Origin of the sequence: Mycolicibacterium arabiense, from assembly GCF_010731815.2 — a bacterium.
GTDB classification, from domain to species: domain Bacteria; phylum Actinomycetota; class Actinomycetes; order Mycobacteriales; family Mycobacteriaceae; genus Mycobacterium; species Mycobacterium arabiense.
Map to the genome: position 1 here is coordinate 1,678,880 of NZ_AP022593.1, position 11,842 is coordinate 1,690,721.

General features: G+C 68.2%; 11 protein-coding genes. 6 read left to right on the forward strand and 5 right to left on the reverse strand.

The genetic code is table 11. The features are described from left to right. The first annotated feature begins 52 nt into the window (after positions 1-52). Both G6N61_RS09775 and G6N61_RS09780 read left to right on the forward strand, forming a co-directional pair. Entirely contained in the window at positions 53-1,534 is a 1,482-nt protein-coding gene (locus tag G6N61_RS09775) for a cytochrome P450 (RefSeq protein ID WP_163918340.1), read from the forward strand. 84 nt (positions 1,535-1,618) lie between these two features. Further along, positions 1,619-2,947: an MFS transporter gene (locus G6N61_RS09780; RefSeq protein ID WP_163918341.1), complete on the forward strand. Its 1,329-nt coding sequence runs from the start codon at positions 1,619-1,621 to the stop codon at positions 2,945-2,947. On the opposite strand, the gene G6N61_RS09785 is transcribed toward G6N61_RS09780, so the two are convergent. After that, positions 2,929-3,408, reverse strand: coding sequence for a 2-isopropylmalate synthase (locus tag G6N61_RS09785; RefSeq protein WP_163918342.1), 480 nt, complete (start codon positions 3,406-3,408; stop codon positions 2,929-2,931). The two genes, G6N61_RS09780 and G6N61_RS09785, sit on opposite strands and share 19 nt — an antisense overlap. Positions 3,409-3,591: 183 nt before the next feature. Here G6N61_RS09785 and G6N61_RS09790 point away from each other — a divergent pair, with 183 nt between their 5' ends. Further along, complete coding sequence (locus tag G6N61_RS09790; protein WP_235887470.1) at positions 3,592-4,353, forward strand: sulfite exporter TauE/SafE family protein; 762 nt, start codon at positions 3,592-3,594, stop codon at positions 4,351-4,353. A 4-nt stretch (positions 4,354-4,357) separates the two neighbouring features. On the opposite strand, the gene G6N61_RS09795 is transcribed toward G6N61_RS09790, so the two are convergent. Genes G6N61_RS09795 through G6N61_RS09805 form a run of 3 tightly spaced genes read right to left on the reverse strand, consistent with a single transcriptional unit; the run spans position 4,358 to position 7,470 of the window. Further along, complete coding sequence (locus tag G6N61_RS09795; RefSeq protein ID WP_163918343.1) at positions 4,358-5,413, reverse strand: phosphotransferase family protein; 1,056 nt, start codon at positions 5,411-5,413, stop codon at positions 4,358-4,360. Next, entirely contained in the window at positions 5,410-6,597 is a 1,188-nt protein-coding gene (locus G6N61_RS09800; protein WP_163918344.1) for an acyl-CoA dehydrogenase family protein, read from the reverse strand. Before G6N61_RS09800 ends, G6N61_RS09795 begins: the two co-directional genes overlap by 4 nt. Positions 6,598-6,651: 54 nt before the next feature. Then, a complete protein-coding gene (locus G6N61_RS09805; protein WP_163918345.1) occupies positions 6,652-7,470 on the reverse strand; it encodes a methyltransferase domain-containing protein in 819 nt (272 codons plus the stop codon). Positions 7,471-7,594: 124 nt separating this feature from the next. On the opposite strand from G6N61_RS09805, the gene G6N61_RS09810 reads away from it, so the two are divergent. Both G6N61_RS09810 and G6N61_RS09815 read left to right on the forward strand, forming a co-directional pair. Then, positions 7,595-8,269 carry a winged helix-turn-helix transcriptional regulator gene (locus G6N61_RS09810; RefSeq protein ID WP_163918346.1) on the forward strand — a complete coding sequence of 225 codons (675 nt, stop codon included), beginning with the start codon at positions 7,595-7,597 and terminating at the stop codon, positions 8,267-8,269. 76 nt (positions 8,270-8,345) lie between these two features. Then, the gene (locus tag G6N61_RS09815) at positions 8,346-9,332 is read left to right on the forward strand and encodes a class I SAM-dependent methyltransferase (RefSeq protein WP_170314461.1); all 987 of its coding nucleotides are present in this window, start codon (positions 8,346-8,348) and stop codon (positions 9,330-9,332) included. Between the two features lie 19 nt (positions 9,333-9,351). Here G6N61_RS09815 and G6N61_RS09820 read toward each other — a convergent pair whose 3' ends face one another. Next, positions 9,352-10,119: an SDR family NAD(P)-dependent oxidoreductase gene (locus tag G6N61_RS09820; RefSeq protein ID WP_163918347.1), complete on the reverse strand. Its 768-nt coding sequence runs from the start codon at positions 10,117-10,119 to the stop codon at positions 9,352-9,354. A 109-nt stretch (positions 10,120-10,228) separates the two neighbouring features. Here G6N61_RS09820 and G6N61_RS09825 point away from each other — a divergent pair, with 109 nt between their 5' ends. Further along, positions 10,229-11,812 (forward strand): molybdopterin-dependent oxidoreductase, encoded by a 1,584-nt coding sequence (locus G6N61_RS09825; RefSeq protein ID WP_163918348.1) that lies wholly within the window; start codon positions 10,229-10,231, stop codon positions 11,810-11,812. Positions 11,813-11,842 lie beyond the last annotated feature (30 nt).

Genomic DNA, 11,842 nt, shown 5'->3' on the forward strand with positions numbered 1-11,842 from the left:
CAGGATGGTGCTCAGAGTGAGATCGACCACACGAACTCAGCCAAGGAGAGTCATGGCGACCATCAACACCCCCGAGTACCTGCTCGGTGAGGCGAAACGACGCCTCACCCCGTCGATCAACAACTTCCCGGGGATGGGCGCGGTCGAGAAGCGGCTGCGCCAGCGCGAGTGGCCGCAGTTCGTGCTGGCCGAGCCGCCCGCGGGCAGCGACCTCAAGCCCGTGATGGGTGACGCCGGCCTGCCGGTGCTCGGCCACATGATCGAGACGTTCCGCGGCGGCCCGGACTTCGTGCTCGACGTCTACCGCAAGCACGGCCCGGTGCACTACATGCACTCCGCCGCCCTGCCGTCGGTGCTCGCGCTGGGCCCGGACGCCACGCAGACGGTGTTCTCCAACCGCAACAAGGACTACTCGCAGAAGGGCTGGCACCCGGTCATCGGCCCGTTCTTCAACCGCGGCCTGATGATGCTCGACTTCGACGAGCACATGTTCCACCGCCGGATCATGCAGGAGGCGTTCATCCGCAGCCGCCTCACCGGCTACGTCGAGCACATCGACCGGGTGGCGTCGGAGGTCGTGGCGAACGACTGGGCTGCCAACGACAGCCGCTTCCTGTTCTATCCCGCGGTCAAGGAACTCACCCTCGACATCGCGAGCGTCGTCTTCATGGGCCACGAGCACGGCGGTGACAAGGAACTCGTCACGAAGGTCAACGACGCCTTCACGATGACCACCCGTGCGGGCGGCGCGATCATCCGCACGCCCGTCCCACCGTTCAAGTGGTGGCGCGGACTCCAGGCCCGCAAGGTGCTCGACGACTACTTCGTCGCCCGGGTCAAGGAGAAGCGCAACTCCGAGGGCACCGACATGCTCAGCGTGCTGTGTCATACCGCCGACGAGGACGGCAACACGTTCTCCGACGAGGACATCGTCAACCACATGATCTTCCTGATGATGGCGGCGCACGACACCTCGACCTCGACGCTGACGACGATGGCCTACAACCTGGCCGCCAACCAGGAGTGGCAGGACCGGGTGCGCGAGGAGTCCGACCGCCTCGGTGACGGGCCGCTCGACATCGACGCGCTGGAGAAGCTGGAGACGCTCGACCTCGTCATGAACGAGTCGTTGCGACTGGTCACACCGCTGCCGTTCAACGTGCGAATGACGGTGCGCGACACCGAGTTGTGCGGTCACCACCTGCCCGCCAACACCACCGTGGTGACGTGGCCGTCGATGAACCACCACCTGCCCGAGCTGTGGACGGATCCGGAGAAGTTCGACCCGTCGCGCTTCGCCGAGCCGCGCAACGAGCACAAGAAGCACCGCTACGCCTTCGCCCCGTTCGGTGGCGGCGCGCACAAGTGCATCGGCATGGTGTTCGGTCAGCTCGAGATCAAGACCGTCATGCACCGGCTGCTGCGCAAGTACCGCCTCGAGCTGGCCCGCCCCGGCTACAAGGCGCACTGGGACTACGGCGGCATGCCGATCCCGATGGACGGCATGCCGATCGTGCTCCGGCCGCTGCGCTGACTCGGCGATCGCGGGCGGGTCAGTTCGGATCGGCGTGCGCACAACCCTTGATCGCGCGGCAAATCTCGGGCTAAGTGCCTGTACGTGACGACCACCGACTCCTCGACCGACGCACGGCTACCGGCGGACGACTCCGCGAAGACCGTCCGCACGGCGCTGGCCGCGAGCCTCATCGGCACCACCATCGAGTGGTACGACTTCTTCCTCTACGCCACCGCCGCGAGCCTGGTCTTCAACAACGCGTTCTTCCCCGACCAGAGTTCGTTGGTCGGCACGCTGCTGTCGTTCGCGACGTTCGCCGTGGGCTTCGTGGTCCGACCGATCGGCGGCTTCGTCTTCGGCCACGTCGGCGACCGCATCGGGCGCAAGCGCACGCTCGCCCTGACCATGCTGCTGATGGGCGGCGCCACCGCGCTGATGGGCGTGCTCCCCACCGCGGCGCAGATCGGGGTGCTGGCGCCGATCCTGCTGCTCCTGCTGCGCATCGTGCAGGGCTTCGCGCTCGGCGGCGAGTGGGCGGGCGCGGTGCTGCTGGCCGTCGAGCACAGCCCGCCGAAGCGGCGCGGGCTGTTCGGCAGCATCCCTCAGGTCGGTCTGGCGCTCGGTCTGGCGCTCGGCACCGGCGTGTTCGCGCTGCTGCAGGTCGTGATGTCCGACGAGGCCTTCCAGACCTACGGGTGGCGCATCGCGTTCCTGCTGAGCATCGCGCTGGTGGTCGTCGGCGTCGTGGTGCGGCTCAAGGCGACCGAGACCCCGGAGTTCGAGCGGGCGCGGGCCAGCGGCGACACCTCGACGGTGCCGGTTCGCGACGTGTTCCGACCGCCCGCACTGCGCTCGACGGTGCTCGGCATGTTGTCGCGATGGGGCGAGGGTGCGGCGTTCAACACGTGGGGCGTGTTCGCGATCTCGTATGCGACCGGCACGTTGCACTTCGCGAAGGTGCCCACGCTCGTCGTCGTGACCGTCGCCGCGCTGCTGATGGCCGCGCTGATCCCGGTGTCGGGCCTGCTGGCCGACCGGTACGGCCCGAAACGCGTGTACGCCAGCGGGATCGCCGCCTACGCGCTCGCGGTCTTCCCGGTGTTCGCGCTGTTCGGCACCGGCAACCTCACCGCGTTCGCGATCGGGATGGTGCTCGTCTTCGGCGTCGTGCACGCCTGGTTCTACGGCGCGCAGGGCACGCTGTACGCGTCGCTATTCCCGACACGCATCCGCTACACGGGTCTGTCCACGGTGTACCAGCTGTCCGGGGTCTACTCGTCCGGGCTCACACCGCTGATCCTGACCGCGCTGATCGCCGCGGCAGGCGGCTCCCCGTGGCTGGCGTGCGGTTACCTGGTGCTCACCGGCCTGATCAGCGTGGCCGCGACGTTGGCCCTGCGGCCGCTACCGCTTCAGGATGCGGTGGCGTAAAGCCGGTTCGCACAGGCGATCACCGCGCGCAGCGCCGATTGGGTCGAGTCCTCCGACCAGCCCATCGCCCAGTCCTCGCGGTAGCCGTCGGTGCCGCGGATGAACGTCGCCGTGGCACCGTCGAGCTGCTTCTGGTGGAACCCCAGCATCTCGACGGCGATGCCCCGCTCGTGCAGCATCGCGGTGAGCGCGCCGATCGGGCCTGCCGCGACCGCGGTGGACGTCCCGATGCTGTCGCCGAGGGCGATCGTGGCCTGGTAGGTCCGCGCCTGCGGGCCGAGCGTGCCCGTGCGTTCGTCGGTGCACTCCCAGTTGCCGAGACGCAACGGTCCGGACGTGGGTGCGTAGGTGGCGTGGAATGCGTCGACCGACATGGACTCTGCCTCCTCGCGAAGGCCCCGCGGCAGCGAGGCCGTGATGGTGGTGGACGGCCCGAGAGGGCTCGCGAAGGTGGAGATCATGTGTGCCGGAACTTTCCAGTAGAGGAAGTGACCGACGGTGTAACACGACCCACAGCGAGGGGTCGGTCTGGATCAGACCCCGCTGCGGGTTGCTACTACGAGTCGCTTCGGCACGTCAGCGATGCTAGGCCGTCGGCGACCGCTCGTGCAAGCGATATCGAGGACGGCTAGGGTTCATCGCCGATGACCGCGCTGAGTTGGTGGAACCTGGCGCTGCTGTTCGTCGCAGGCGTCGGCGGTGGGCTCACTGGCAGCATCGCTGGTCTCGCCTCGGTGTCGACCTATCCGGCGCTGCTCCTGGTCGGTCTGCCGCCGGTGACCGCGAACGTCACCAACACCGTCGCCCTGGTGTTCAACGCCGTCGGATCGGTGTGGGGCTCGCGACCAGAACTCGCGGGCCAGCGCGCGGCGCTGCTCAGGCTGGTTCCGATGGCCGCGGTCGGCGGCGTCGTCGGCGCTGTGCTGCTGCTGTCGATTCCCTCGGAGGGCTTCGAGGACGCGGTTCCCGTGCTGCTCGCCGTCTCCTCGGTTCTGATCGCGCTGCCGCGCCGCACCCGCGCCGACGGCGACGAGGGCGGCATGGTCCAGACGGTGCTGGTGTGCGCGGCGGTGTTCTTCATCTCGATCTACGGCGGGTTCTTCGGTGCCGCGGCGGGAGTGCTGCTGCTCGCGCTGTTCCTCAGCACGGCGAGCGACACCCTGGCGCACGCCAACGCCACCAAGAACGTGGTGCTGGGCATCGCGAACGGCGTGGCCGCGCTGATCTTCGTGGTCTTCGCACACGTGCACTGGCCTGCCGTTGTCGCGATGGGCGTCGGGTGCCTGATCGGGGCGCGCCTGGGCCCGATCATCGTGCGACGCGCGCCCGCGACGCCGCTGCGCCTCGGCATCGCCGTGGCCGGCCTGGCCCTGGCGGTCAAGCTGGGCCTCGACGCCTACCGCTGACCGCTCACGCGAAGACGTCCTCGCCGCAGGCCACCCGCGTGCCGAGGTCGATCAGCGACATCGCCGACTCGTGCAGCCGTTGCCCCGCTTCGCGATTCGCCTGCCCGGCCAGATAGCGCGACCAGGTGCCCTCGATGACGATGCCGAGCTTGAAGCACGCCAGGGCCACGTACCAGGGCAGGTGCGACGTAGCGCGTCCACCGGCGGCGAGATAGGCCTCGAGCAGTTCGGCCCGGGTGGCGAGCCCGCCGAGCGCGGCCAGCTCCGCGCCGGCGTCGATCGTGTTCGGTTCGGTGGGCCAGCACACCATCATCCAGCCGAGGTCGAGCAGCGGATCGCCGACGGTGCACATCTCCCAGTCGATGAACGCGGCCAGTTCGGCCCGATCACGGCGCAGCAGAACGTTGTTCAGGTGAGCGTCGCCGTGCATGACGCCGGGCCGTCCGTCGTTGGGCTGATTCGTCCGGAGCCAGTCGGCGAGGACGTCCACCGACAGCGTGCCCGGGTCGTACGCGTCGTGCCGGTAGCTCTCCAGCAGCCGCAGGAACTGCGGGACCTGCCTGCCGATGAACGATCCCGGGCGCTGCAGCTCGGCCAGCGGGCTGCCCTCCCAGGCGACGTCGCCGAGTCGCGCGAGGCTCCCGGCGTAGGACAGGCACACGTCGTGGCGCATCGCGGCGTCGTCGACGTAGGACTGGGCCATCTCGTTGCCAGGGTTGAACCCGTCGACCTCCTCCATCAGATAGAAGACGACGCCGAGCACGCTCAGATCGTCACAGCCGGCGACGAATTCGGGATGCGGCACGTCGGTGCCCGCCAGCGTGCGCAGCACGGCGATCTCGCGCAGCATCGTCTTGTCGCTGGTGGGCCGCGGATGCAGCGGCGGCCGCCGCAACACCATGGGCCTGCCGTCGACGAGCAGGTGTACGACGATGTTCTGGGAGCCGCCGGTCAGCGGCCGGACGTCGGTGACCTCCGACCCCAGATGCCGTTGACGGACCCAGCTCTCTACCGCCGTCCGGTCGTCGTCGCTGAGTGTCGGTGGGGTCGGGGCGCTCACAGCCCGAACTGATCGTCGACGAGTCCTAGCCAGACCTGTGCGGCGTCGATGGCGACCTTCTCGCTGATGAAGGCGTGCTGCGTGCCGGTGTAGACGTCGCGGAAGGCCCGTTCGAGTCGCGTGCCCTCGCGGATCGCGCTGGTGCCTGCGACCAGATGGGACCACTCGGCGCACTCACGCGCCACGTCCGTGGCGTAGACCGCCGCCACCCGCATGTCGGCGCGCAGCGTCGGCGTCAGGTCCTCCCCTGCCGCCACGGCCGCCTCGGCGGTGCTGAAGGCGTCGAGTACTAGCAGCCGCGCGGCTCGCCAGGCGGCGACGTGCCGGGCGAGCCCCTTCTGGAACGTCGGTCGGCTGGCCAGCGACGCCATGTCGCTCATGCGGTACTTGGTCTCGGCCAGTTCGGCGACCTCGTCGAGCATGCTCTTGGCGACCCCGAGCGCCCAGGCGGCGTGCCCGGCGGCCGTCACCGGCATCATGCCCATCCGGGTGGCCGGGGAACTCCCCCGCCGCGGCTCGCGCGCGAACAGCGGGAAGGTCCTCGAGACGGGCACGAACACGTCCTCGACGGCGTAGTCGTAGGAGCCGGTTCCCTTGAGGCCCTGCACGTGCCAGTTGTCCTTGAATGTGATCTCCTCGCGCGGGATGATCGCGACGTGCATCTCGGGGATGCCGTCGGAGACCCAGCGTGGCTGACCGTCGTCGGTGGGCATGAACCCCGCGGCCACGTACTGCGCGTGCCCGGTGCCCGATCCGAAGCTCCAGGCGCCGGTCAGCCGGTAGCCGCCGTCGACCACCGCGCCCTGACCGTTGGGGAAGAACTGGCCGCCCATGGTGACGCGGTTGTCGTTGGCGGTGAACACCTCGGCGAAGCCCTCGTCCGGCAGGTACGCCGCGGCCGCGAACGAGGACGGCAGGTTGGCGATGCCGATCCACCCGAATGAGCCGTCCTGCCAGGCCATTTCGAGCCAGGTCTCGATCATCTCGGCGAACGTCGGCTCGACGCCGCCCGCTGCGGCCGGGTTCATCGAACTCATGAGTCCCGACGCCCACATCTCGTCGACGATGGCGGGCGTCAGCGTGCGCATCCGCTCCGACTCGCACGCATGGCCGGCGACCAGGTCGCGCATGCTGCGGGCCGCTGCGACGACGGGACTGTCACGGGGTGGGGCAACCTGGGTCATGCCTCACATCGTGACCGCAGCGGCGCCGATCGCGTGGCGGAATGCGGAAGTGGCTCACCGCCTGCGGGCCACCACCAGCAGGTATTCCCACTCCATGGTCGACGGCCCCGTCACGAACCGGTCCCCGACGGCCGCGATGTCGGCATCCAACGCCGCGATGCGGTCCCGGTCGTCACCGATGGCGCGGTAGGCGGAGATGGTCGGCCCGTAGACGGCCTTGAAGTAGTCCCGGAACGTCGACCCGTCGGGGAAGGCGGTGACGGTGAGGGAGCGTCGCTGCACCGTCATGTCGCTCACCTCGTCGCCGAGCAGCGCTCGCACGTGGTTCTCGTCGCCCCACAGCGGCGGGGCCTGGACGCCCGGCGGTGGAGCGGGCAGATGCGGTTTCATGGCGGCGAACAATCGCCCGATGTGCCCTTCTGGGGTCCAACTGAGCAACCCGATGGTGCCGCCGGGCCTGCACACCCGGAGAAGTTCGCCGGCGGCCAGTTCGTGGTGGGGCGCGAACATCACGCCGATGCACGACATGACCGTGTCGAACTCGGCGTCGCCGAACGGCAGCGCCTCGGCATCGGCCTCCTGCCAACGCAATTCGACACCGCGCTGTTCTGCGGCGAGCCGTCCGGCTGCGAGCAGTTCGGGTGTCAGGTCGCTGGCGACCACGTCGCCCCCGGCCACCGCGGCGGGAATCGACGCGTTGCCGGTGCCCGCGGCAACGTCGAGGACCCGGTCGCCGGGCTTGACTCCGCACGCCTCGACGAGAACGGGACCCAATGGGGAGACCAGCTCGGCGGCCAGCCGGGGATAGTCGCCCGTGGCCCACATGGCGCGGTGCTTGGCGGTCAGGGCGGGATCGTGCACGGAAGTTGTCATGTCTTGCTCCTTCGGCTCCGGTGAATTGATCGTCGCGCCGCGGATCGTGCCATTCCAGTTCCAGATCTGTACCACGGTGGTTTCATGGTTGGAGGGGGCTTGACCTGCGGTGGGGGTGATCGCGATGTCCGGGTACGGCCAGTTCTGTCCGGTGTCCAAGGCGATGGAACTGCTCGATGAGCGGTGGACGATGCTCGTCGTCCGCGAACTGCTCCTGGGTAGCCGTCATTTCAACGACCTTCGCCGCGGCGTTCCGAAGATGTCGCCTGCGTTGCTGTCGAAACGGCTCAAAGCCCTGGTGCGCGCCGGGGTGGTGCAGCGTGAGGAGGTCGACGGCCGTACCGCCTATTCGCTGACCGAGTGCGGTCGCGAACTCGGCGCGGTGGTCGACGCGCTGGGTCGCTGGGGGGTGCGCTGGATAGGCGAACTCGGTGACGAGGATCTCGACCCGCATCTACTGATGTGGGACATCCACCGCACCGTTCCGATCGACTCCTGGCCGGCGCAGCGCACCACCTTGGCCTTCCGTCTCGACGGGGTCGCCGCCAAGGCGTCCCGGTGGTGGCTGGTGGTCGCCGACGGCAAGGCCGATGTGTGTGACTTCGATCCGGGCTACGAGGTGGCGGGGACGGTGGAGACCAGCCTCCTGACCCTCACCCGCGTGTGGCGCGGCGACATCGGGTGGACTCGCGCCATGCGCGACGGCAGCGTCGCGCTGACCGGCCCGGCCGACATCCGCCGCGCCATCCCGATGTGGATCGGCCAGGGCGGGCTGGCCGACGTACCGCGACCGGCGTGAGGGGCGAGTCCCCCTGTGCGCCCGAACTACCCGCTCGTCACGTCAGACCTCGAAGCGAAGGGAACGGTAGCCGGCCATGTCCAACCCCGTTAAGCAGGCGGTGATTCGAGCCATGCCTGCCATCGACGTCGTCATCTTCCCGCTGGTGTACCTGTGCGCGCTACTCCTCAAGTACGTCAGAACCGTTGGGGTCGACCGTCTTCCGGCGTCCCGAGCAATGCTGTTCCGCGCCGGCTGCTTTCCGCTGCGGGATCACTACTATGAGCCGTCCTTCGACAACGCAGCCATACGGGATCTGATATCCACCGAAAGGGATCTGCCAGGGATCGATTGGAACGTGGACGCACAGCTGAGCCTCTTGAACTCGTTCACGTTCGCCGACGAGTTGGCCGGGCTGCCCCGCCACGACGCCGGCGGGTACGGCTTCTATCTGGAGAACCGGGCGTTCGAGTCCGGAGATGCCGAGTACTGGTACAACCTCATTCGCCTCAAGAAGCCGAAACGAATAGTCGAGATAGGTAGCGGGTTCTCCACGAGAATGGCCATCCGGGCACTGGAGGCGAACAAGCGAGACGACCCGAACTACACATGCGAACACACCTTGATCGAGCCCTACGAACATGAATGGCTCGAGGAACTGAACGTCACGGTCATCCGCGAGAAGGTCGAATCCACCGGTATGCAGTTGTTCGAGAGCCTGGAGGCCGACGACATCCTGTTCATCGACTCGTCGCACGTCATCCGGCCTCGAGGTGACGTCGTCTTCGAGTACCTGGAGGTACTTCCCGCCCTCCAGCCGGGCGTCATCGTCCACGTGCACGACATCTTCTCGCCGAGAGACTATCCAGCCGAGTGGATCGTCGACGAAGTGCGACTCTGGAACGAGCAGTACCTACTCGAAGCCTTCCTGACGTCGAACGGCGACTGGAAGATCCTCGGAGCGCTCAATCACCTACGGCACCACCATTACGACGAGTTGAGGGCTCAGTGCCCGTTCTTGACGCCAGACCGAGAACCGGGTTCGTTCTACATGCAGCGAACTGCTCGCACGCCGGCCGGCTAGACGAACGACACCTCGGACGCTACTTCGGGGCGAAGCGCTGTCCGGCGTCCAGACGGATGCACTGGCCGTTAAGCATGGGGTTCTCCACGATCGCCAGCGCGAGCTTGGCGTACTCCTCCGGCTTGCCAAGGCGCTTCGGGAAGGCGGCGTCCTTGGTGAGCGCCTTGGCGAAGTCGTCCGGGATGCCCTCGGTGAGCCCGGTGGCGAACAGGCTTGGCGCAATGGCGGTCACGCGGATGCCGAGGCTGCCGAGGTCGCGCGCCATCGTGAGGCACATGCCTGCGATCGCGGCTTTGGAGGCGGTGTAGGCGACCTGTCCGATCTGGCCTTCGAAGGCGGCGATCGATGCGGTGTTGATGATGACACCGCGCTCCTCGGCCTCGTCGTCCACCGGCTCCTGCTGGCTCATCTGCCACGCGGCGAGACGGCTGATGTTGAACGTGCCGATCAGGTTGAGGTCGATGCAGAAGCGGAAGGAGTCGAGGCTGTGCGGGCCGTCCTTCTTGATGGTGCGCTCGCCGATGCCGCCACCGGCGGTGGTCACGATGACGTGGAGTCCGCCGAGTGCCGCCACTGCCTCGGAGAGCACCTTCTCAGTTCCGTCGAAGTCGGTGACGTCCACCTCGTGGAAGGAGGCGCCGATCGAGTCGGCCACCTCCTTGCCCTTCGACTGGGGCCGGTCGAGGATGGCCACGGTCGCGCCGCGCTGCGCGAGCGATTCTGCGGTGGCCTTGCCGAAGCCCGATGCGCCGCCGACGACGATCGCCTTCTTCCCCGAGATCTCCATGTGGCTCCCTTTCCGCTGTGAACGTGTCACTTTGAGGTCATTGTGTAAGGCACTGGCGTCGTCACTTTACGGTAAGGCTTTCGAGTGGCCGAGTAGGTACCTTGGCGGGATGGCACGTCAGGCTGTTCACCCCCGCCCGATGGCGGGCGTAGCTGCCGCCGCAGTCGCCCTCGGGGTTGCCCAATTGGTCGCAGCTCCGTTCGGTCCGTCTGCGGATTCGCGTACCGCGGTGGGGTCGGCGGTCATCGACCTCACGCCCGGGCCGGTGAAGGAATGGGCCATCCAGACCTTCGGCACCTCCGACAAATTGGTGCTGACACTGCTGATCCTCGGTGTCATCGCGTTGATCGCCGGGCTTGCAGCGCAGTTGGAACGGCCGCGCCTCCCGGTGGGCAGTCTCGTCATCGCCGCGGCGGGGATCGCCGGCTGCGCGGCCGTGCTGTCACGTGAGGGCGCGACGATCGCCGACACCGTGCCCACCCTCGTGGGAACGGTGTGCGGCATCGCGGTGCTGCGGTTCCTCGCGTCGGGCAGATTCACCGACGGGCCCCCGGCGCGCGACGACCGCGGCCGCGCCAGCGCGGGCACGCGGATCGGCCCGGTGCCCGACCCTGGTCGACGGCTGTCGTTGATCACGCTGGGCTTCCTGGCCGGCGGCGCGTTGACCGGCGTGGGCGGTGCGGTGCTGACGAGGATGCGCGCGTCGGTCTCCGGTGATCGCAGCGCCTTCGCGCTACCCACGCCGAAGGCCGTTGCCCCGCCGGTGCCGCCGGCCGTCCAACCCGCCGGGGTTTCCCTACCTACGTTCATCACTCCCAGTGCCGACTTCTATCGGATCGACACCGCCCTTTCGGTGCCGCAGCTGAGCCGCGAGGACTGGCGCCTGCGCATTCACGGCATGGTCGACCGCGAGGTGGACCTGACCTTCGACGACCTCGAGCAGTTCGAGGTGGTCGAGGACGTCGTGACGCTCGCGTGCGTCTCGAATCCGGTAGGCGGGGACTTGATCTCGACCGCGAAGTGGACGGGATATCGCGTGCGGGACATCTTGGCCCGGGCGGGGGTTCAGTCCGACGCCGACATGCTGCTGTCGAAGTCGATCGACGGGTTCACTGCCGGCTCGCCGATCGAGGCGATGACCGACCAGCGGGATTCACTGCTGGCGATCGGGATGAACGACGCCCCACTGCCGACCGAGCATGGCTATCCCGCCCGTCTGGTGGTGCCGGGCCTGTACGGCTATGTGTCCGCGACGAAGTGGGTCGTCGACCTGGAACTCACCCGGTTCGATCGGGCCGAGGCGTACTGGACGAAACTCGGGTGGGCTGCGCTCGGGCCGATCAAGACGCAGTCGCGTGTCGACGTCCCCCGCAGTGGTCAGGACGTGCCGCGCGGCACCGTGACGTTCGGCGGCGTGGCGTGGGCGCAGAACCGCGGGGTGAAGGCCGTCGAGGTTCGCGTCAAGGGACCCGGCGCCACTGAGGATCGTTGGCAGCCAGCCCAACTCGGTGCGGCCTACTCGAACGAAACGTGGCGGCTGTGGAAGTTCACGTGGGAGGCCGGCGAGCCAGGACTCCACGAGATCTCGGTGCGGGCGACCGACGGCACCGGTGCGGTGCAGACCTCTCAGCTGGCCGATGTGGTGCCCGATGGCGCGACGGGGTGGCACACGGTGTCGTTCGCGGTGATGTGAGGGGCCGGCGGCTCTGTCAAATGGCGGGCC

Coding starts and splice junctions, on each gene's coding strand:
- G6N61_RS09775 (WP_163918340.1), top strand. CDS start 53: ATGGCGACCATCAACACCCCCGAGTACCTGCTCGGTGAGGCGAAACGA.
- G6N61_RS09785 (WP_163918342.1), bottom strand. CDS start 3,408: ATGATCTCCACCTTCGCGAGCCCTCTCGGGCCGTCCACCACCATCACG.
- G6N61_RS09790 (WP_235887470.1), top strand. CDS start 3,592: ATGACCGCGCTGAGTTGGTGGAACCTGGCGCTGCTGTTCGTCGCAGGC.
- G6N61_RS09800 (WP_163918344.1), bottom strand. CDS start 6,597: ATGACCCAGGTTGCCCCACCCCGTGACAGTCCCGTCGTCGCAGCGGCC.
- G6N61_RS09805 (WP_163918345.1), bottom strand. CDS start 7,470: ATGACAACTTCCGTGCACGATCCCGCCCTGACCGCCAAGCACCGCGCC.
- G6N61_RS09810 (WP_163918346.1), top strand. CDS start 7,595: ATGTCCGGGTACGGCCAGTTCTGTCCGGTGTCCAAGGCGATGGAACTG.
- G6N61_RS09815 (WP_170314461.1), top strand. CDS start 8,346: ATGTCCAACCCCGTTAAGCAGGCGGTGATTCGAGCCATGCCTGCCATC.
- G6N61_RS09820 (WP_163918347.1), bottom strand. CDS start 10,119: ATGGAGATCTCGGGGAAGAAGGCGATCGTCGTCGGCGGCGCATCGGGC.
- G6N61_RS09825 (WP_163918348.1), top strand. CDS start 10,229: ATGGCACGTCAGGCTGTTCACCCCCGCCCGATGGCGGGCGTAGCTGCC.